18 protein-coding genes are annotated in these 21,459 nt (G+C 54.1%); 2 read left to right on the forward strand and 16 right to left on the reverse strand.

Features of this window, described 5'->3' with window-relative positions:
• The first annotated feature begins 168 nt into the window (after positions 1-168).
• The gene (locus FGI41_RS09535) at positions 169-1,392 is read left to right on the forward strand and encodes an MFS transporter (RefSeq protein WP_255298405.1); all 1,224 of its coding nucleotides are present in this window, start codon (positions 169-171) and stop codon (positions 1,390-1,392) included.
• Between the two features lie 216 nt (positions 1,393-1,608).
• Complete coding sequence (locus FGI41_RS09540; RefSeq protein WP_438358017.1) at positions 1,609-2,103, forward strand: CcdC family protein; 495 nt, start codon at positions 1,609-1,611, stop codon at positions 2,101-2,103.
• Between the two features lie 587 nt (positions 2,104-2,690).
• Here FGI41_RS09540 and FGI41_RS09545 read toward each other — a convergent pair.
• The 16 genes from FGI41_RS09545 to pyrR form a co-directional block, all read right to left on the reverse strand.
• A complete protein-coding gene (locus FGI41_RS09545; RefSeq protein WP_139489863.1) occupies positions 2,691-2,915 on the reverse strand; it encodes a hypothetical protein in 225 nt (74 codons plus the stop codon).
• A gap of 53 nt (positions 2,916-2,968) precedes the next feature.
• The gene (locus tag FGI41_RS09550) at positions 2,969-3,721 is read right to left on the reverse strand and encodes a 2-amino-3,7-dideoxy-D-threo-hept-6-ulosonate synthase (RefSeq protein ID WP_139489865.1); all 753 of its coding nucleotides are present in this window, start codon (positions 3,719-3,721) and stop codon (positions 2,969-2,971) included.
• Between the two features lie 24 nt (positions 3,722-3,745).
• Positions 3,746-4,849: a 3-dehydroquinate synthase II domain-containing protein gene (locus FGI41_RS09555; protein ID WP_139489867.1), complete on the reverse strand. Its 1,104-nt coding sequence runs from the start codon at positions 4,847-4,849 to the stop codon at positions 3,746-3,748.
• Between the two features lie 15 nt (positions 4,850-4,864).
• The gene (locus FGI41_RS09560; RefSeq protein ID WP_139489869.1) at positions 4,865-6,103 is read right to left on the reverse strand and encodes a phenylacetate--CoA ligase family protein; all 1,239 of its coding nucleotides are present in this window, start codon (positions 6,101-6,103) and stop codon (positions 4,865-4,867) included.
• A gap of 18 nt (positions 6,104-6,121) precedes the next feature.
• Positions 6,122-6,877, reverse strand: a complete 756-nt coding sequence (locus FGI41_RS09565; RefSeq protein WP_139489871.1) for an amidohydrolase family protein — start codon at positions 6,875-6,877, stop codon at positions 6,122-6,124.
• A 15-nt stretch (positions 6,878-6,892) separates the two neighbouring features.
• The gene (locus tag FGI41_RS09570; protein ID WP_139489873.1) at positions 6,893-8,221 is read right to left on the reverse strand and encodes a phenylacetate--CoA ligase family protein; all 1,329 of its coding nucleotides are present in this window, start codon (positions 8,219-8,221) and stop codon (positions 6,893-6,895) included.
• The gene (locus FGI41_RS09575) at positions 8,218-10,323 is read right to left on the reverse strand and encodes a tetratricopeptide repeat protein (RefSeq protein ID WP_139489875.1); all 2,106 of its coding nucleotides are present in this window, start codon (positions 10,321-10,323) and stop codon (positions 8,218-8,220) included. The genes FGI41_RS09570 and FGI41_RS09575 overlap by 4 nt, the downstream gene beginning before the upstream one ends.
• Before the next feature lie 25 nt (positions 10,324-10,348).
• Positions 10,349-10,909 carry a tetratricopeptide repeat protein gene (locus FGI41_RS09580; protein WP_139489877.1) on the reverse strand — a complete coding sequence of 187 codons (561 nt, stop codon included), beginning with the start codon at positions 10,907-10,909 and terminating at the stop codon, positions 10,349-10,351.
• A gap of 179 nt (positions 10,910-11,088) precedes the next feature.
• Positions 11,089-11,739, reverse strand: a complete 651-nt coding sequence (gene pyrE / locus FGI41_RS09585; protein WP_139489878.1) for an orotate phosphoribosyltransferase — start codon at positions 11,737-11,739, stop codon at positions 11,089-11,091.
• Positions 11,736-12,488 carry an orotidine-5'-phosphate decarboxylase gene (pyrF, locus tag FGI41_RS09590; protein WP_139489880.1) on the reverse strand — a complete coding sequence of 251 codons (753 nt, stop codon included), beginning with the start codon at positions 12,486-12,488 and terminating at the stop codon, positions 11,736-11,738. Before pyrF ends, pyrE begins: the two co-directional genes overlap by 4 nt.
• A gap of 30 nt (positions 12,489-12,518) precedes the next feature.
• The gene (gene carB, locus FGI41_RS09595; protein ID WP_139489882.1) at positions 12,519-15,731 is read right to left on the reverse strand and encodes a carbamoyl-phosphate synthase large subunit; all 3,213 of its coding nucleotides are present in this window, start codon (positions 15,729-15,731) and stop codon (positions 12,519-12,521) included.
• On the reverse strand, positions 15,724-16,812 hold the full coding sequence (locus FGI41_RS09600) for a carbamoyl phosphate synthase small subunit (protein WP_139489885.1): 1,089 nt from the start codon (positions 16,810-16,812) through the stop codon (positions 15,724-15,726). Before FGI41_RS09600 ends, carB begins: the two co-directional genes overlap by 8 nt.
• Positions 16,813-16,862: 50 nt before the next feature.
• Positions 16,863-18,158 carry a dihydroorotase gene (gene pyrC, locus FGI41_RS09605; protein ID WP_139489887.1) on the reverse strand — a complete coding sequence of 432 codons (1,296 nt, stop codon included), beginning with the start codon at positions 18,156-18,158 and terminating at the stop codon, positions 16,863-16,865.
• On the reverse strand, positions 18,125-19,069 hold the full coding sequence (locus FGI41_RS09610; RefSeq protein WP_139489889.1) for an aspartate carbamoyltransferase catalytic subunit: 945 nt from the start codon (positions 19,067-19,069) through the stop codon (positions 18,125-18,127). Before FGI41_RS09610 ends, pyrC begins: the two co-directional genes overlap by 34 nt.
• A 28-nt stretch (positions 19,070-19,097) precedes the next feature.
• The gene (locus FGI41_RS09615) at positions 19,098-20,459 is read right to left on the reverse strand and encodes a solute carrier family 23 protein (protein WP_139489891.1); all 1,362 of its coding nucleotides are present in this window, start codon (positions 20,457-20,459) and stop codon (positions 19,098-19,100) included.
• A gap of 221 nt (positions 20,460-20,680) precedes the next feature.
• A complete protein-coding gene (gene pyrR, locus FGI41_RS09620; RefSeq protein WP_139489893.1) occupies positions 20,681-21,214 on the reverse strand; it encodes a bifunctional pyr operon transcriptional regulator/uracil phosphoribosyltransferase PyrR in 534 nt (177 codons plus the stop codon).
• Positions 21,215-21,459: the final 245 nt, after the last annotated feature.

The following is a 21,459-nucleotide window of genomic DNA, read 5'->3' on the forward strand; positions in this document are numbered from 1 at the left end:
TTCTAAAGCATTTTCCCTATTCACCATACTAAAAATCCATTATTTAACAAATATCAAGCCAAAAAAGTATCAAAAAACGTAATTTTCAACTTTTCCTCATTATGTAAAAAATGGTATACTAGGTTTCGGTACTACTTTAGTAGAGATAGAGAAAATTTTATAGGGGGAGTGATTCATATTCTGTTACGAAATAAATCTTTCGTCCTGATTATGACTGGTGAAGTTGTTGCCGGAACGGGCATGTGGATTGGGATCATTGCCAACCTGGCTTTTTTAACCCATCTCGTTCCTTCTGATTTTTTGAAAGCGCTCATCTTGATGGTAGGACTCTTCGTGAGCCTGCTGATCTCTCCAAAAGCAGGTGAGTTGATCGACCGCTTCGATAAGAAAAAAATCCTCTTTTACGCCACCTTGATCCGATGTCTGGCGCCGACCTCGATGTTCTTCGCGATTGCCTACGATTCGATCAGCTGGATGGTTGTATCAACGATTTTTATCCAGATGGCGGCGACCTTCTACATCCCCTCGGCGCAAGCCTCGATTCCTTCGATTGTGCCGCAGACAGAGCTTTTACGGGCCAACAGCATCTATATGAATGCAGTCACGCTCTCTCGGATCGGCGGTACGGCTCTCGGGGGTCTTCTGGTGACGATGATGGATCTGATGACCTTGTACATGATTACACTGGTCTCTTACGTTATTCTTGCTTTCTTAATCTCTCCCATTCAGATTCCGAAAATCGAGCGAAAATCAAAAGCCCAATCCGAACAGGTGCGGTTCCGCGAAGTGTTTGGCATGGTACGGTCGGAACCGGCGATTTTTATCGGTCTGTTCAACTCCATGATGCTTTCCTTCTTTGTCGGGGGCTTCAACCTGTTGGTTATTAATTTTAGTGAGCACCTGCATGCACCACAGCTGACCGGCTGGATCTATACGGTAGAAGGAACCTGTGTCCTGCTCGCAGGTCTGATGGCGAAGCGCTGGGTCGGCAACAAAAATCTGGTTGCTGTCTCTACCCTGTTCGTCTTCGTGCTTGGTCTGGCCCAATTCGGAATGTCAGTCTCGATGAACGTGGTCAGCCTGCTGATTTCCTTTGCGGTGTTTGGGATATCATTTGGATTCATGGTTCCAATGAACTCCACCATCTTCCAAAAGCAACTGCCGGAGAATGCGCGCGGACGCTTCTTCTCCTTTAAAAACATGCTGGACCGCGTCTGGTTCCAAGTCTCACTCCTATTGACAGGGGCTGGTCTTGATTTTATGGGAATCGGCATGTATATGTTCACGCTCTGTGTGGTCACGATCATCGTCGGGATCGTCTCCCTCAGCTATGGCCGCCGCCACGCTCTCGATGTGCGTCAGGTAAGTGAACCAAAAGCAAAAACAGCATAATACACGGCCCCCGCTCCCCTTCGTTGACAACGACCTGTCAGCTGGAGGGGAGTTTTCCTTAGATGATCTTATTTTGTAACAAAATCATCTGGAATATCGGCAGGTGGATTGTGTACACTTAAAGAATAGGACATCTCTTTGTTCTAAATGACTCATCGTAACGAATGATGAAACGATAGAGCGTGCTGTGCTGCTGCAAAGGAAAGGAGTCGTAGCATGAGTAGCATGATAGAATGGGTAACCCAAATAGACCCTGCCGTCATCGGTGTGGTTGGCAGCGTGGTCGGGCTGTTTATGGCCAGCACCTTGATCCTGTACCGGATGCGTGCGGCTAAGAGACCGGTTTCTTTTCGCAACATTATTATTCCGCCTGTGATGATGAGCACGGGGTTCGCGATGTTTCACTTCCCTGGCTTTGCCCTCCCGGCTTCTTATGATTTGGTTGCCTTTTTTGTCGGGGTGATCTTTTCGATTCCGTTGATATTGTCTTCGAAGTTTGAGGTGAAGGGTAAGGAGATTTATCTGAAAAGCTCCAAGGCGTTTATTGGGATATTGCTTGGGCTGTTTGTGATCCGGTTTGTGATTAAGCTGGTGATGGGGGATGTGTTTACACCTCTGCAAACAGCGGGATTGTTCTTTATCCTTGCATATGGGATGATTCTGCCTTGGCGCGTTGCCATGGCTTATATGTATCGTCAGTTGGTAAAGTAGGGGTGGATGATACGTGCTTGGGGGAGAGCGAGAGGAGGACCTGTTTTCCAGTTGCCTTTCCCCCTGCGGGGCCGGTCGCCTTACAAACAGATCCTCCTCTCGCTCTCGTCCGGGTGTACTTCTCCTCCTGTGGGAAGGAAAAAGAAAAAGGACGGTTGCTGACGGGCCTTGTCTGTTTTGCTCTGGGCAGGTGAAATATTTCGTAGAGTTGTTTGGTATTAGGCAGAGGATTGGTTCCTCTGCTTTTTTTGTTTCTTCTTTTAATGAGATGGTAGCGAGCAGGTGCTCCGTTGCGAGCCTGTTTGGAATCCCAACATAGCGGAGCAAAAAGCAATGGTGAATCGGCTTCTTCGAATCCGCCAAGGGCAAACCCCTTCGTACGAGTTTGCTTCGGCGAACCCTTTTTGCCCGAACGTCACCATTGATTTTTGTGGAGCGGACAGTCCATCTCCCTTCGGGGGATTTCAAGAAGGCGAAGCAACGGAGCACCTGCTCTCCCCTTGCAAAGAACGAAAAATAAAGAGAGCAGCAAAGGATCTCTCCCTCTGCTGCTCTCTATTGCTGGTCGCTGGTGGATTACTTACAAGTTACTTCTTGTCAGCTTTTCCTGGCATCTTGTTGAAGAATTGAGACATGTCGATTTTGGCGCCGTCTTTGCCAGCGAAGTTGTTCATTTTGCTGAAATGCTCGAGCATTTCCATAACGGCTGCTTTGATTTTGTCGCCGGATTGGCCGCTGTTGCGGGCGTCAGTGATTTTCTTTTGGAATGCTTCCATGTACTCTTTCATTTCCATGAGCTGCTTCTTATCCATAAGGAACACCTCCTTTCCTTATGGGATATCTATGGTCAAGGCTCATGCCCTGCCTAGCTTAAGATGCGGCGGATTTTTGCCGACAGATCTGCTGGATTGGCGTGTTGGAAGACGTTGCGGCCGATGGAGATGCCATTGGCACCGGCGCGGACGGCGTCTTCGATCATGGTGAGGACGTCTTGGGTGGAATCCATTTTGGGACCGCCTGCGATGAGGACTGGGATTTTGACGCCACTGATGACTTCGGCGAAGGTGTCGGGGCTACCGGTGTAGTTGACTTTGACCAGATCGGCTCCCAGCTCTTCGGCGACACGGGCAGCGAGGGCGATTCGGGTGGGGCTGAATTCGTCCTGCTTGTTACCGTTGCGCACATACATCATGGCGAGCAGCGGCATGCCCCATTTGTCGCACTCTTCGGCGATCATCCCGAGGTCTTTGAGCATTTCGGGTTCGGTGTGAGCACCGATGTTGGTGTGAGTGGAGATGGCGGTGGCGCCCAGGCGGACGGCGTGTTCGACGGAGGCGACGAGTTCTTTGCGGTTGGCATGAGGAGAGAGTTCAGTAGAGGCAGATACGTGGATGATCAGCTCGCCTGAGGCGGGTGTGAGGATGTTGTTATAATAGCGCACGAGTCCTTTGTGCAGGACCACGGCATCGGCACCGCCGTCAAATACTGCGGAGATGGCTTGCTCGATGTCAGTGATCCCAGGAATGGGCCCGAGTGTGATGCCGTGATCCATCGGTACGACAAACAGTTTATCTGTATGATTGTACAGACGTTTCAGGCGATTGACTTTACCTTCCATGAGGGGATAACCTCCTGATGGTCACTATTTTTCGATGATCGTCTCGTTGACCTTGATGCCGACGTGGCGGCCCGGGTCGCAGATGTAGGCAAGCAGTTCGTCACCTGGGCGGATCATGGAAGCGTTGCGCACCTTACCGTCTGCCCCCATCACGCGGATGTGCCAGTCGTCCTGTACGATGACATTGAGCTCACGGTTGCCGACGAGACCTTTGATGAGGAGTAGCGGGCGCACTTCGGTTTTCATGCGGCCTACGGTAAGTACTCTGGTTTCCCCTTTGGTGTTGACACAGAGGACCTTGGAGCCGACACGCAGGTCAGAGAGGTATTCGGCATTGTTGTCCGGCTGCCAGCAGTATGAGTGGATGGCACCTGCATTGACCCGGAACGGACGCAGGTTCATATACGGCAGATAGTGAGTCTCAGAGCAGACGAACACACCGCCGCCAGAGGTAGAACCGATGATCATGCCTTCGTCTTGGGTCATGATGCCTGTGGTGTCGATACAAGCGCGGACGCCCATCCCAGCATGGGTGACTTCCGTGACGACCATGGGTTGCAGGTCAAGCTTGGGCAGATCGCCTTTTTGCAGGTGTTCGACGAGCTTGACGATCTCCTTGGCGTCTGTCGTGGAGACGAGTACACCGTCACTGCCCACTTCCAGCGTACCGAAGGCAACCTCTGCTTCGTTGAAGGAGTTGACCAGACGCAACAGCACGGTGTTGGTCTCATCGAGGCGGGCAATGATCAGCTCAAGCGGGATGTTGGTTGGGAGATTGAAGTCTACGGCAGCGTAGTCGAATTTGGATGCGTCTCTCCAGCATTGCTCCATCTGCTCGCGGTCATCTACTTTGAAAAAGATCCCGGTTTTGTAGCCTGTGCGCTGTGCTTTCTCGAGAAGCGGCTGGTTGCCGGAGAAGACGGTCTCTCCTGCCGGTACACCTGCCAGATCTTCATCGGTTTCGATGGCGGTGATGAACTGGGTCTTTTGCGGGAAATACCCTTCACTGCGCTGGGTTGGGGTAACGATAATCTTGTCGATCGTGGAATGGTTGATCACGCTCCACACATCCATGTTCTCAACCGATAGCCCTCTCCCATCAAACCAAATTTCTCTTTGTTTACTCATGAATTGATGCTCCTTTCAGGCTTTGAGGTTTGTGATTTCATCGGGCGTGCAGATATATTTCGGTTTGCCCGCCATGCCAAACGACATCGGTTCGCGGCGGTCATACAGCGTACCTTTGGGGACCAGCTCGATGGTAAGCGCGATCTGATAGGTCTGTTCCAGCTTGGCTTTCAGATCCGTCGGGATAGTGACCCCCTCCCGCTCCTGCTCCACGAGGTAATGCAGGCCCGCCGCTGTCGGTGCGACCGCCCAGAATCTGCGGCAGGGCAGATGACCGACGATCTCCTCCAAGTGCCACAGATCGAGCTGGCCGCCCTGGATCGTCAGGGTATCTGCACTGCGTCCATAGACGTGCAGTGTGGTCGGTTCCCCACAAGCACATGGCTGATGGATGAGCCGGACTCGGTCACCTGTCAGATAGCGGATCATCGGGGTGGCCCGCTCCTGTAACGTAGTGATGACGAGATGGCCAATCTCACCGGGTGCGGCTTCGGTCGTCAGATCATCGGCAAGTACCTCGATATGGTAGAGATCATCAAAAATATGTGCCTGATGGTGCTCACACTCTACCATGATCGTTCCTGTCTCGGTCATCCCATAGTTGTCGTAGACAGGGACACCCCAGATATCGGTGAGCAGCCGGCGGCGGGCCGGACTAAGCGGCTCCCCTGCCGTACAGATCGCCCGCAGGTAGGGAAAATCAGCCTTGGGGTCATATCCCAGCATCTCAGCCATCTCCGCGATCATCACCGCATTAAGCGACAGACAGCACAACACACTTACCTGAAGCTGCTTGAGCATCCGCACGACACTGGGAAGCGGCGTAATCGTAGTGCGGCTGTCAGCAGGTACGACACAAGCGTCCTGCATCTGGGCAGTCTGGTGCATCATGTGAGAGATCGTAGAGAGCGCGTAGGGAAAACGGATCAAAACAATATCCTGTGGAGTGAACTGGACGCCGCATCGGCTGATTCGCTGGTGGATTTGCGCCAGATCCCTTTTGGTAAACCAGACAGAGGAGGGAGTGCCTGTGGTGCCCGATGATTCGTGGTACTGAAACAGGCGCTCGCGTGGGGCGCAGACCAGACCAAAAGGCGACTGGCTGCGCACATCATCCTTGGTGAGGAGCGGGATCTGTCGGAAGTCGGCAAGCGATTCGATGGGGGCATCCGGAATCCGTTGGCGGTAAAAGGCAGACGACTTGCTGTGCGCCAAAACCTTTTGCAACGCGTAGAGTCTGGCATGCGCGTCCATGGCGTCCTCCCCTTTTGTCTAGGGCAGGTGAAGCAAGTTTTTGATATTGCCGCCGAGGATCTGTTCCTTCTCCCCGTCTGTTACGTGAAGCATATGAATTTTCTGCACTTCGATCGCGGGATGGGACAGCGGGAACTCAGAGCCGAAGATCAGCTTGGTCGCCCCTGCCCGTTTCACCACTTCTTCAAAGTGCAGGTAGTTCCCGAGTGACGATTCCAAGTAAAAGTTCTCCAGACTGACCGCCGCCTCCACCGCTTCCTGATCGGCCGGACCAAAGCCCATGTGACCGATGATGAAGTTGGTTTTGGGGTGGTTTTTGGCAAGCTGGACGAATTTGGGCGTGGAGGCACCTGGATTGTAGAGGACATGGGTATACATCGGGAAGCCCAGTTCACCGCAGCGTTCTGCCAAGGCATTGACGATTTTGCTGGCAAAGGAGAACTCGTGGCTCATCGGGGAGAGCTTGAGTCCGCGGAAGCCCGCCTGTGCCGCCTTTTCCAGGATCTCCATGGCATCAGCCTGATGCGGATTGATACAGACGAAGCCATGCAGGGCCTCCTGCTCGCCAAATGAGGTCTGGATGTAGTCGTTATCGGGTACCGGATTCTCCGGCTTGGCGCGTCCGGTGATGTAGTCGGTCATTTTGCGGACGTCTAGCATCGCGCCGGGTACGACGACACCCTGATCGATGCCTGCTTCTTTGAGCTGTTGCAGATAAAGCGTCAGATTGCCGTAATCCGTATTGGAAATATGAGCATGTGCATCAATGATCATGCGAAGCACCTCCTCCTATTCATGTACGACGCGGATCGTTTTACCGGTAGGACGCGGCATTTTGTCAACGAATTCGAATTCAAACGGAACGCCCACCCCGAACTCCATCTTGCTCGCCAGCTGCTCTGCCAGCTCGTCGGATGGGGTCACTCCTTTGGCTGCTTCACAGCGGACCTTGAGCGAATCCACTCCGTCTCTAATGACGAATTCAAACCAGTTGCCCACCTCTGGGATGCGCATGAGGAATTCTTCGAGATAGTACGGCGACAGGGATGCCCCCATGATCTCGATCTGGTCGACGAGACGGCCGCGCAGGTAGAACTTCGGCATGGTGACACCGCAGGAGCATGGATTGGTCTCCAGATAGCCAAGGTCCTTGGTCCGGTAGCGGAGCATCGGGCTGTCGAAGCGCACGACAGGGGTGACGACGATCTCGCCGATTTCGCCCGGTTCGAGCACCTCATCGGTTTTGGGATCGATGAACTCCATGATCGCGTGGCCTTCGGCGACATGGTAGCCGTCATGCTTGTCGCACTCGATCCCAAGCACCCCGCACTCCAGAGAGCCGTAGAAAAAGTTAGCGGTGACCCCGTAGATTTTTTCCACGCGCTGGCGGAATGCGTGTGAGCAGCCTTCGCCAGTCAGGTACATCTTTTTGAGGTTGAGGCTCTTGAGGTCAAAGCCTGCCTCTTCTGCGGTCTCGGCCAGCATGATCGCCCAGGACGGACTGGTGATGATGATATTGGGCTTGAGGTCGCGCATCATCTTGACCGTCTTCTCCGGGGTCGAATAAGCCCCGCCTTTCCCGGTTGGGATGACGGTCGCGCTGACGCCTTCCATGAAGGTCTTGTGGAACGCCAGACCCGCCGCACTCATCTCATACGGCAACCCGTTGAGACAGATATCCTCCTGCTCAATCGGAAACAGGTTGCCATAGGTCGGTGCGAGGTCGTGGACGTAGTAGTCGTTCCATGTATACATCATGTAGATTTCTTCGCCGCCTGTCGTCCCAGTGGAAACTTGCACGAGGGCAACTTCTGACTTGTCGACGGCCAAGAGCACCCATGGTTTGCCGCGCAGCTCATCTTTGGTCAGGAAGGGTAGCTTGTCGAGATCAGCCAGTGTCTTCAGGTCTTCTGGCTTGAAGCCGACCGCCTCCATCTTTTCGCGGTAAAAGGGGACTTTTTCATAGGCGCGGGTGACGATTTCCTGCAGCGCCTCGAATTGAAACTCCTTCAGTACTTCGAGTGGTGCAACGTCGGGATGATCAGGTCCGGAAAAATACTTTTCAAGCACCTTGGGAATGGTCAAAGCTCTCAGTTTTTTGACAAACTTTGATTTCATTCTACGTTGATCCCCCTCGCATAAAGTTGTTGCTTAAAGGATGGATCGCTGGTCTCTTGAATCAGTTTGCGCCAGAGCTGCTGTGCCCGGTCTTTGTTATAGCTGCGGTCGTAGCAGAAACCGAGGTCCATCAGGATTTGGTGGTAGAGCGATGTGTCATACAGGTTATGGTTTTCTTCGTAGGCATTTTTGAGATATTCAAAATCCTTGATCGCCTTCTCGGTGACGTGGAAAAAGGCTGGCGGCAAGGAGTAATAAAAGTATCCGCGAAGGACGCGAAGCTCCCAGTTGTCAGGGTCAAGCGCAACGGCGTTGTTGACATGCTTGAGTCCACGGAAGGCCATCCCGAACATCTCCTGCGGGTCTTGGGCATCGCGTCCCTTGAGCGCCATGCTAGAGCCGTAATAGGCTTCTGCTACGGTGCTGTCTGGGTAGGCGCGGAAGGCACGCTCCCACAGCTCAAAGGAGAGTTTGGTCGCTTGGCGGTTGCCTTTGACCGCCATGTCGTGGAGCATCTTGCCCCGACTCATCGCTTCATCGAGGTTATCCATCGAGAGGTGACCGCTGACCAGATCGCGCAGATTCTCGAATTTGGTCATGAGCCGCAGCTTGATCTCGTTGCTTGGGTTTTGGGATTTGAGCTTTTTCCAGGTGGCTTCAGCCTCTTCGTTCATATGCAGGCGCTCGTAGCTTTCGCCGAGCTTGTAGAGGACATCCCAGTAGGTATCCTTGGACAGAATAGACGGGTTCTCCTGATAACGCTGGGTCAGGTACTCAAAATCCTCGATCGCCGTCGCACTGCGGTGGAAGAACGATTCCGGCAGACGGTAGCTCTGGTTGCCTCGGATCAGGCGCAGCTCGATATTGTGCGGCTGGGCATTGACCAGGTTATCCAGATCTTTCATCGCCTTGATCCCCTTGCCAAACATCTCAAAGGTGTTGTTGGCGGTGCTGCCGAGCATCGACTCAAGATCGCTCTGATACGCTTTGTACATCAAGCCGCGCGGTTCTGCTTCGCTTAGGCGTGAGAACAGGTCAGCGGCTTCATTCATCGCGTTGCGGTCACCGCCGAGTGCACGGTGGTAGAGCTTCAGCGCATCCTTGGGCACGACGACGTCGATATAGTCGATAATCTGTTCGGCCAGACCTTCACCGGGCAGATCGATTTTGATGTCAGGTGCTTTGGATGTGGAGTTTGCTTGGCTGCTGGCATTGGGACTTCGGTCCGCCTGCTCTGCCTTGCGTGCCGCTCTCTCCTCGGCTTCCTTGGCGGCCATGGCTGCATTCTGCCGCTCACGGTTGATCAGGCGGCTGTATTTGTCATCTCCCGCCACCGCAAGCAGCTTCTCCCATGTGTTCTCCGCATCCTGCCCCCGGTTAATCCGCTTATAGGAATGACCGAGATCGTAGAGCAGCTTCCAATACGCTTCACGCGAAAAAGCACTCCCGTCCGTCTCGTACAGAGATGCCAGATAGGAAAAGTCTTCGATGGCGGTATTGGTGCGGTGGAAATAGTTTTCCGGCAGATAGTAGGAGACATGACCGCGCATCATGCGGATCGTGACGTCATCGGGTGAGCCTGCCACGGCCTCGTCGAGCAGCTTGAGACCCTTGATCGCTTTTTGGAACCGCTCGATCGGATTGGACTCATCGCGGCCAAGCATGGCGATGGAACTGCCTAAGTATGCTTTGATCAGGTTGTTGTTCGGGCTTTTGCGGTGAAGCTGTTCAAACATTCCCAGCGCTTTTTGCACCGCGTCCCGGTCTCCGTCTACAGCCTGTTGGTGGATTTTGACCGCTTCCTCATAGAAGCGTTGCGCTGAGCCTGAGCCGCGTGCAAGACCGGCGGGTTCACTCTGACTCTGCGATTGGGTTGGTGATGAATCAAGCAGAACCTCTCTGATTTTGCTGGCCAGTCGGCTTCTGCGCCCAAGACCGAGTCCTCTTTTTCGCTTGCCCCCCGCTTTGCTCTGGGACTCTGCTTTGGTGGTCGATTTGATCTTGGCATCCGGGGTTACGCTCAGTTGCGGCTGCTTCGACTTCTTACTTGCCTGTTTTTTCTTGGAAGAATTGCTTGCTGTGCGTTTACGTCTACGGATCACCCTTGCTCCCCCTCTCTTTTATCCGTTAAAAGATTCCCTCATCTTGGAGCAGTTTTCTGTAGCCGGTGTCGGTCGTTTTGCTTAATAGCTTTTGCCAGGCGGCTTTGGCTTCCGTTTCTTTTTCGAGATTTTTATAAGCGGCGCCGAGTTTATAGAGGAGCTTCCAATACGTTTCCTTGGCGAACGCTTTCGAATCTTTTTCATAGAGAGCAATCAGGAATTCAAAATCCTCGACCGCTGTTTTATTGCGGTGAAAATACATCTCCGGCAGGTTGAAGGCCACGTTGCCTCTGAGGAAACGGATTTCTTGGTTGTCTGGTTCTTTTGCCACAGCCCTATCGAGTGCTTTTAGGCCCTTGTTGGCTTTATCCAAGCGGTCCATCGGGCTGATCAGGTCACGGGCTTGCAGGGCTTGAATACTGCCGTGGTAGGCATCCACCAGGGTGTTATTGAACACCTTCAGGCGGATTTTGGCCATGAGGCTGCTGGCCTGCTTGACAGCTTCTTTATCGCCTTCGATTCCTTTTTGATGCCATTGCTTCACTTCTTCAAACATGTCTTGCCAATCGTTGTTAAGTAGGGTCATCGTTGCACCTCTTTATCCGTATTAAAAGAAGGTTCTTATATCCCATAAGCTCACTCTTCACAATGTCTAATCTATGGGAGGTAGGTGGGATGAGTGAGAAGGCAAGCGCGGAAATCTATAAGATTGGTATAAAAAATAGGCATCCTTCTCAGTAAGAGAAAGATGCCTAGTAGATTTTGCTACATTTCGTTATAGAAAGTCTTGGGTTGTTCTCTCCATTTGGACAAGAATTGCACCTGATCAGCGGTGATGACCCCGGATTCCTGTGCCGCTTCGAGCAAGGCGGTGTAGTGGGACAGGGTGGTCATAGGTACACCCGCCTCGGTAAACAGCGCTTCAGCGTCTGGGAACTGGTAGGAGAAGATCGCGACGACGCCAAGCACCTCGCCACCCTCTGCCTGCACGGCCTGTGCGGCTTTAAGCGAGCTTCCGCCAGTGGAGATCAGGTCTTCGATAACGACAACCTTCTGTCCGGCTTCGAGGCGGCCTTCGATCTGATTCTGGCGGCCGTGGCCTTTGGCTTTGTCACGGACGTAGATCATTGGCAGGTCGAGGATTTCGGCTACCCATGCAGCGTGCGGGATGCCTGCTGTCGCGGTTCCTGCCACCACCTGTGCTTCTGGGAAGCGCTCGCGGATCGTCTGGGCAAAAGCCTGGGCAATCTCACGGCGGACGGCTGGGTGTGACATGGTGATGCGGTTATCGCAATAGATCGGGGATTTGATCCCAGACGTCCATGTGAATGGCTGGTCAGGGCGCAGATGTACCGCACCGATCTCGAGAAGCTGGCTGGCGATTTTTTTGGCTGTGGTTGTCGTGGATTGTGTCACGCTGTGGTCTCTCCCCTCTTAAGTTGCTCCATCATGTTCTCCCATGCTGCACTCGGGTCAGCAGCTGCGGTGATGGCGCGTCCGATCACGATATAGTCACTGCCAAGACGGATGAGTGCATCCTCTGGTGTGGTGATCCGGGTCTGGTCGCCCTGATCTGTGCCTTTGGGACGGATGCCTGGTGTGACGGTGATGAAGCTTGGGCTGACCGCTTCCTTGATCAACGGTACTTCCAGCGGGGAAGCAACGACACCGTCCAGACCAGCTTGGGCCGTCAGCTTGGCATAAGCTGTGACGGTCTCCTCCACCGTGCCAGGGATTCCGATCTGCTGGTTCATCGTCTGTTGACTGGTGCTGGTGAGCATCGTCACCCCAATGAGCAGCGGACGGGTGGCTCCTGCGGTAAGACCCTGCTCCAAGCCTTCGCGGGCTGCTTCCATCATCGCCACACCACCTGCGGCATGGACATTGATCATATCAGCACCGTGGCTGGCGAGGCTGCGTACAGCGCCTTTTGCGGTATTCGGAATATCGTGGACTTTCAGGTCGATGAAGACGTTGAGTCCACGGTTTTTCAGTTCGGTGATAATGCCCGGCCCTGCTGCGTAGAACAGCTCCATACCTACCTTGACGTAGCGCACCTGCCCTCTAAGTGAGGACAGGACGCGCTCCATCTCAGTCATATGGGGAAAATCAAGGGCGAGGATGATTCGTTCGGAAAAATTCTCCGTCATTGCTCGATCAGACATGTGTCCGGCCTCCCTGTTCTCCCAGTCTGGTTATTGTGTCACCAATTCGCGGCCAAAACGCTGCTGTGGCATCGCTTCGGTGGAGAAGGTGATCGTCTCCAGTACGTGCAGAAGCGCGGTTGCGGTGTCGAGTGAGGTGAGACATACGGCACCGTTCTCTACTGCTTCACGGCGGATACGGAAGCCGTCGCGTTGCGGTGTTTTGCCTTTGGTCAGGGTGTTGAGGACGATATTGACATGTCCTGTGCGGATTTCATCCAAGAGGTTTGGCGTGCCTTCGGAGAGCTTTTGCACACGGCTTACTTTCAGGCCGTTCTCTTCGAGGTAGCCAGCAGTGCCTTCTGTTGCCATCAGCTTGAAGCCGATTGCGGAGAAGCGGCGGACGATGCTGAGTGCTTCTTCTTTATCCTTATCTGCGACAGTGACCAGCAGGGAGCCGTGTGTCGGGATGTTCATGCCTGCGGCGATCAGACCTTTGTAGAGGGCTTTTGCCAGGGTGGTTTCGCGGCCCATAACCTCACCGGTGGACTTCATCTCAGGACCGAGCGTGATGTCGACACGGCGCAGCTTCGCGAAGGAGAAGACTGGGACTTTGACCGATACCATCGTTTCCTCTGGGTGATAACCTGTCTCAAAACCTTGCTCAGGGATGCTGTGTCCAAGAATCGCTTTGGTCGCGATGTTCGCCATCGGGATGCCGGTTACTTTGGAGAGGAATGGCACGGTACGGGACGAGCGCGGGTTAACCTCGATCACGTATGGACGGTCTTTGTAGATGACGAACTGGATGTTCAACAGACCTTTGATCTGAAGCGCAGTGGCCAGCTTGGTGGTCATCTCGATGAGCTCTTGCTTGATCTCATTGGACAGGGATTGTGGCGGGTAGACCGCGATGGAGTCACCGGAGTGGACACCTGCGCGCTCGATGTGTTCCATGATGCCTGGGATCAGCACGTTTTCGCCGTCGCAGATCGCATCTACCTCTGCTTCTGTACCCAGCATATAACGGTCGATCAGTACCGGATGCTCTGGGTTGACTTTGACCGCTTGCTTCATATAAGAGAGAAGTTCGTCTTGGTTGTACACGATCTCCATCGCACGGCCACCGAGGACATAAGATGGACGAACCAGTACAGGGAAACCGAGGCCCTCTGCTACACCTACCGCTTCTTCTACGGAAGTAACCGTTTTGCCTGGCGGTTGGGCGATGTTGAGGCTTTGCAGCAGCGCTTCGAATTTTTCACGGTTTTCTGCCGCGTCGATGTTGGCAAGTGACGTACCGAGGATTTTGACACCGCGTTTTTCGAGCTTGTCAGCGAGGTTGATCGCGGTCTGTCCACCGAACTGCACGATGACGCCTTCTGGCTTTTCTGCGTCGATGATGTTCATCACGTCTTCGATGTAGAGTGGCTCGAAGTAGAGTCGGTCAGAGGTGTTGAAGTCAGTCGATACGGTCTCTGGGTTGTTGTTGACGATGATCGCTTCGTAGCCTGCTTCTTTCAGGGCCCAGACAGCGTGGACGGTTGCATAGTCGAACTCAATCCCCTGTCCGATGCGGATTGGGCCGGAGCCAAGCACGATGACGCGTTTTTTGCCAGTCTCAAAGCGTTCGTCTTCTTGCTCATAGGTAGAGTAGTAGTATGGGGTCTGTGCTTCGAACTCGGCTGCGCAGGTGTCTACCATTTTGTATACCGGGATGATGCCAAGTGACTTGCGCTCGCTGCGGATGTCGTCTTCGCTTCTCTTGGTCAGCTCGGCGATTTTGCGGTCGGTGAAGCCCATGCGTTTTGCTTCGTACAGGGTCTCTTCGCTCATGCCGATGTCTTGGAGGCTGCGTTCCATCGCTACGATATTTTGCAATTTATTAAGGAAGAAATAATCGATTTTGGTCAGTTGGTGCAGGCGCTCCATGGTCATGCCGCGGCGGAATGCTTCCATCAGGAGGAAAAGACGTTCGTCATCGGCTTGTACGAGGCGCTGCTCCAGCACGTCCTGCGGAATCTCCGGTGCGTATGGAACCTCTGGATGGTAGCTGCCTACCTCAAGGGAGCGGATAGCTTTCATGATGGATTCTTCAAATGTACGGCCGATCGCCATGACCTCGCCCGTTGCTTTCATCTGTGTACCGAGACGGCGGTTGGCAGATTCGAACTTGTCGAACGGCCAGCGTGGGATTTTGCTTACCACGTAGTCGAGGGTTGGCTCGAAGCAAGCATAGGTCTGACCGGTTACCGGGTTTTTCAGCTCGTCGAGGGTGTAACCGATTGCGATCTTCGCTGCCATCTTCGCGATTGGGTAGCCGGTTGCTTTGGATGCAAGCGCTGAGGAGCGGGATACGCGTGGGTTTACCTCGATGACATAGTATTGGAAGCTATATGGATCGAGTGCGTATTGGACGTTACAGCCGCCTTCGATGCCGAGTGCACGGATGATTTTGAGTGCGGAGGAGCGGAGCATCTGGTACTCACGGTCAGACAGGGTTTGGCTTGGCGCCACAACGATACTGTCTCCGGTATGTACGCCGACCGGGTCGATATTTTCCATGTTACATACGACGATGCAGTTGTCGTTGGCATCGCGCATCACTTCGTACTCGACTTCTTTCATACCTGCAATCGATTTTTCGATGAGGCATTGGGTGATTGGAGAGTACTTGAGGCCGCTTGCCACGATGTCGCGCAGGGTCTCTTCGTCATCGCAGATCCCGCCGCCTGTACCGCCGAGCGTGTATGCAGGACGTACGATGATTGGGTACCCGATCTCGTTGGCAAAATCAACCGCTTCTTGTACCGTGCTGCAGATGATAGATTCAGGAATCGGTTCATTCAGCTCGCGCATCAGGTCACGGAAAAGCTCGCGGTCTTCTGCTTGCTTGATCGAAGCGAGGTTGGTACCGAGCAGCTTGACGTTCTCCTGCTCCAGTACGCCTGCTTCTGCGAGTGCGACAGCCATGTTCAGACCTGTCTGACCGCCGAGGGTCGGAAGGATGCCGTCTGGTTTTTCTTGACGGATGACGCGGGAGACGAATTCGAGGGTGATCGGCTCGATATAGACCTTGTCCGCCATGTTGGTGTCGGTCATGATGGTCGCTGGGTTGGAGTTGATCAGCACCACTTCCATGCCTTCTTCTTTGAGAGCTTGGCAGGCTTGTGTACCCGCATAGTCAAACTCAGCTGCTTGTCCGATGACGATTGGTCCGGAACCGATTACGAGGATTTTTTTCAGGTCTTGTTGTTTAGGCATGTTTCTTCTCTCCCTTCGCTTTCGCCACCATCTCTAGGAACTGATCGAACAGATAGCCGGAATCGTATGGACCCGGTGCCGCTTCTGGGTGGTATTGTACAGAAAAAGCACGTTTTGCTTGGTTGCTCAAGCCTTCAATTGTATTGTCGTTGAGCGCGATATGGGTAACTTCCAGACCAGTGCCTGCGATGGAGTCTTCTTTCACCGCGTAGCCGTGGTTCTGGGAAGTGATGTAGGTGCGGTTGGTGGTCAGTTCTTTTACCGGGTGGTTGCCGCCACGGTGTCCGAACTTGAGCTTCTCGGTGTCAGCACCGGATGCGAGTGCGAACAGCTGGTGACCCAGACAGATCCCGAACAGTGGGTACTCCCCGAGGATTTCGCTGATCATCTGGATGGCTTGTGGTACATCTTTCGGGTCGCCAGGGCCATTGGATAACAGGATTCCGTCTGGCTGGAGGCGGCGAATCTCTGCGGCTGTCACATTGTACGGTACAACCACGACGTCGCAGCCGCGCTTGGTCAGCTCACGCAGGATTCCGTGCTTGGAGCCGAAGTCCACCAGTACGATGCGGTCGCCTGTACCTGGTGCGCTAAACACACTCTTGGTGGAGACGCGGGAGACTTGATCGATCATCAGGCTGGATTCCTTGAGAGAGGCGATCAGCTCTTCTGCTGGTGTGTCATTGGTGGTGATCATGCCGCGCAGGGTTCCGTAGTGACGGATTTTGCGGGTGAGCATACGGGTGTCGACACCGGAGATGCCTGGGATCTCGTAGGCTTTCAACAGCTCATCGAGGGTCTGGGTATTGCGCCAGTTGCTTGGTGTATCACAATGTTCGCGTACCACGAAGCCATGGATGAAGGGACGCACCGCCTCAAAGTCGTCGCGGTTCACGCCGTAGTTACCGATCAGCGGGTAGGTCATGGTGACGATCTGACCGCAGTAGGATGGGTCGGACAGTACCTCCTGATAACCGGTCAATCCGGTGTTAAACACCACTTCACCCAGCGTTTCTGTGGCCGCGCCGAACGCCTTACCCACACATACCGTTCCGTCTTCTAAGATCAATCTTGCTCGCATCTTGTTTCCTCCTCACTCGTACTTAACGAACTTTGCGATTCTTGGGTGTCTTACGCTTCTACCTGTGCAGGTGCCTGATAGACTACCTTGCCGTCTACCAGTGTCAATGCGGTCCAACCTTTGCACTTCCAGCCGGCAAATGGGGTGTTGCGTCCTTTGCTGGCGAATTCATCTGGAATGATTTCTTTTTCTGTCTCCAGGTCGATCACAGTGATGTCCGCAATCGCGCCCTCGGTCAGTCTTCCATATGGCAGGCCGAAGATTTCAGCCGGTTTTTGTGTCATTTTCTCAATCAGGAAGGCCAGGGAGAAAATATTCTTCTCCACAAAATGGGTGTAGAGAAGCGGGAAGGCTGTCTCCAATCCGACGATACCGAATGGCGCGCGCTCCAAGCCTTTTGCCTTCTCTTCCTCGGTGTGCGGTGCATGGTCGGTGGCGATGATGTCGATCGTTCCGTCCAAGAGACCTTGGATGAGCGCTTCGCGGTCTTCACGGCTACGAAGCGGCGGGTTCATCTTCCAGCGGGCATCGAGGCTGTCTGGGATATCCTCGTCGCAGAGCAGCAGGTGATGCGGGCTGACCTCTGTGGTGACGTTGACGCCTGCGCGCTTCCCGTCGCGGACGAGGCGGACCGATTCCTTCGCGCTGATGTGGCAGACATGGTAGTGGACACCTGTCATCTCAGCCAGCAGGATGTCACGGCCTACATGGACAGATTCAGAAGCGGATGGGATGCCTTGCAACCCGTGGCGCTTCGCGGTTACACCATCGTGCAGAGCGGTGCCTGGGATGACCAGTTCTTCGTCTTCACAGTGAGCGACAACGGAGAGACCGTGTTCTTTTGCCAGCTCCATCGCTTGACGCATCATGCCTGTCGCCTGTACCCCTACGCCATCGTCGGTGACGGCGCAGATGCCTGCTGCTTTGAGCGCTGCGAAGTCGGTCAGTTCTTTCCCCAGCTCGCGAACGGTGATCGAGCCGTATGGGATCACCCGGGCCTTCCCTGCTTCTTTTGCTTTGCCGAGGATGTACTCGACCGTCTCCACGCTGTCGATCACCGGGCGGGTATTTGGCATGCAAGCTACGGTGGTGAAGCCGCCGCGTACTGCAGAGGCAGCACCTGTCGCGATGGTTTCTTTTGCCTCAAAACCCGGCTCGCGCAGGTGGACGTGCATGTCGATGAAGCCTGCGGAGACGAATTTTCCGTCCAGCTCGATGACCTCGTGATCACCTGCTTCGATCTCGTCCGCAATTTTCACAATGCGTGTATCTTCTATTAAAATGCTTTTCGTGATCAGTGCTCCTGATTCATCTAGAAGCTTGCCGTTTTTAAGAATGGTTCCCATGTCTTAACTCCTCCGTTCATCAGTCCTTCGAGTACGGCCATGCGTACTGCGACACCATTGGATACTTGTGTAAAAATCAGGGAGCGCTCGCACTCAACCAGTGCGCTGTCGATCTCTACGCCTCGGTTGAATGGCGCTGGATGCATGATCACCGCATCCTTTTTCATCATTTTTTCGCGTGCAAGGGTGAGACCATATGCTTGGTGGTACTCCTCTTGGGAAGAGAACAGCGCTTCGTTGTGACGCTCCAGCTGTACACGGAGCATCATCACGACGTCTGCACTCTGAATCGCTTCGTCGATGCCAACTACGCGCACACCTGTCGGCAGATCTTCTGCCGGGCGCATCATGCTTGGCGGGCCAGCCAGCACCAGCTCTGCACCGAGCGTCGGCAAGGCATGCAGATGGGAGCCAAGCACGCGGCTGTGGCGCAGGTCCCCGATGATGGCGATGCGCAAGCCTGCGATTTTGCCGAACTGCCGCTTGATGGTGAGCAAATCGAGCAGGCATTGGGTCGGGTGTTCATCTGTGCCCTCCCCTGCGTTGACGAGATGCATGCTGACCTTGTCCTTGAGTTCATCGAACAACCCATTCTGGCTGGTGCGAATCACCGCTGCCTCTACGCCCATCGATTCGAGTGTGCGGATCGTGTCGTAGATCGTCTCCCCTTTTGTGGTAGAAGAAGATTCGGCTGCGAAGTTCAGCACATGGGCGCCCAGACGTTTTTCCGCCACTTCAAACGAGCAGCGGGTGCGGGTGCTCGGCTCAAAAAACAGGTTCGCCACAAATCGGTCTTGCAGGATGTCCGCCTGTTGTTTAGGACGGTCAGCCCAGTACGTTGCTCTGTCCAAAATCGCTTCGATCTGTTCCTTGCTCATGCCTTTGATGCCTAGCAGGTGCTTGTTTTCCATAAGAATCTCCTCCCTTTTGTATACCAACTTACACTTCTTCTGGACGGTCGATGCTTGCCTCTACCAGCGCCTCTGACTTACCTGGCAGCACCGCGTTGAGCAGGATGCCGAGGAAGGTGGAGAACGCGATGTTGTCGATGGTCAGGTTGGTGAGGAATGATTGCCAGAAGGTGACGCCCTCAAAGCTGATTTTGTATCCGCCAATCCCGGTGACCAGGATCGTTGCGGCGATGATCATGTTGCGTTTATTTGAGAAGTTGACTCTGTTTTCCACGTACATCCGTAAGCCTTGTGCGGCGATAATCCCGAATAGGATGATGGAGACACCGCCAAGTACAGCAGTCGGGATGGTCATCAGGAGAGCGCTGATTTTACCGACGAAGGCGAACAGGATGGCGAGTACGGCAGCCAGACCGATGACGACGCGGCTGTAGACGCGGGTGATGGCGAGTACCCCGATATTCTCACCGTAGGTGGTTGCCGGAGGTCCACCGAGGATGGCGGCCAAGCTTGTCGCCACACCGTCCCCCATCAGACTGCGGTGCAGACCCGGTTCTTTCATCAGGTCACGGTTCATGATGCGGCCTGTGACGAGCAGGTGACCCAAGTGCTCAGCCAAGGTGACGAAGGAGATCGGTGCGATGATCAGAGCGGAGAGCCATGCGCCTGGGCTTGCCATCGTCTCGAAGACGAGACCGACTTTGAGGTGCTGGCTGTACATCTCAGAGAAGCTGACGAACCAAGGTGCATTTGCTACAGAAGCCCAGTCCACCAGCTCTGGGTGGCGGATCAGGGTGTATACATAACCCGTGATGATACCGATGAGGATGGGAATGAGTCCGAAAAATCCGCGTAAGCCGACTGCGGCGAGGATGGTGACGATCATGGTGACCAGCGAAAGCTCGATCGAGGTCAACGAGATTTTAGATACTCCGTCGACAGTTACCTTGGTCGCCATATCGACTGCGACACCTGCGAGGCTCAGACCGATGACGACGATGACCGAGGCGATCACGACCGGCGGCAGCAGGCGGTTCAGCCAGTTGACACCGCTCTTAGCGACGATCGCTGCGACCACCATGTAGACCAGACCGGAGAGAAGGCAACCGAGCAGCGCCGTTCCTGCTCCGTAGGTCGCCGTGACCGTGATGATCGGCCCGATGAAGGCGAAGGAGGAGCCGAGGTAGTTCGGGATCTTGCCTTTGGTGATGAGCAGGAACAGGAGTGTACCGATCCCGCTTGATAACAGGGTCGCCGATACATCCAACCCGGTCAGGATCGGAACCAGTACCGTCGAGCCAAACATTGCGAACAGATGCTGAATGCTGAGTGGGAAAAGTTTGGTAATATGTGGAGTTTCGTTGACATCGATGTAGGATTTGTGATCCATGTGTTTCCCCTTCTTTCTATGGTGCTCCGCTTAGTATGGCAGTTTCAACCGACTCTGTTGCAACAAAAAACCTCTTTGTGCAGGCACAAAGAGGCAGACTTCTCCCATGTCCATGCGCAAACAAGGCACCGGACACCTATGGGAAGTTCGTTTGCCCCCTTGCTAACCTCACAGGATTAGCGTTAAAGAGGGATCATATGCAGTTGGACGTCCACTGATTTTTACTGTTGTTGAATATTTACCTCGTCGGCCTGATCCACTTCGCTGACCTTGACCGAGACGATCTCGCTCTTGGAGGTCGGGACGTTCTTGCCGACGAAATCCGGGCGAATCGGCAGTTCGCGGTGTCCACGGTCGACCATGACGGCCAGTTGGATCATCTTCGGGCGTCCCTGATCGATCAGGGCGTCCAAGGCTGCTCGCACCGTGCGTCCGGTGTAGAGCACATCGTCTACGAGCACAACCGTTTTTCCCGTAATTTCTGGCAGCTTGGCTCCTTGCAGAACCGCATCCTCTGCCTTATGGGTCAGATCGTCGCGGTAGAAGGTGATGTCGATCTCTCCGACCGGTACCTTGACACTCTCAATCTGCTCGATCCGGTCTGCCAGCCGCTTGGCGATGTACTCCCCACGCGTTTTGATCCCGATGATCACGCAGTCCTCGACACCCTTGTTGCGCTCGATAATCTCATGAGCGATCCGGGTCAAGGCACGGCGTATGGCTTGTTCATCCATGATCACGTTTTTTTCTGACACCGCACAATCCTCCTCATCTTGGCTTGTTCGTCGTCTCGCGAGGGCATAAAAAAAGCTTCTTGTCGGCATGACAAGAAGCTTGGGGATTACGCAGAGGTACACGGAAACCAGCGGACCCCGACTCACAGATCGGTATATGTCCTGCTACTCTTCCATATGCGAATGTCCGTCGTCCTTGCCAGCCTCACGGGACTGGATTTAAAGGTTCACTTTAGCTAATAGGATTATGTCATAGGTACAAGCCC

Source organism: Brevibacillus dissolubilis (genome assembly GCF_006170445.1).
Lineage (GTDB): Bacteria > Bacillota > Bacilli > Brevibacillales > Brevibacillaceae > Brevibacillus_B > Brevibacillus_B dissolubilis.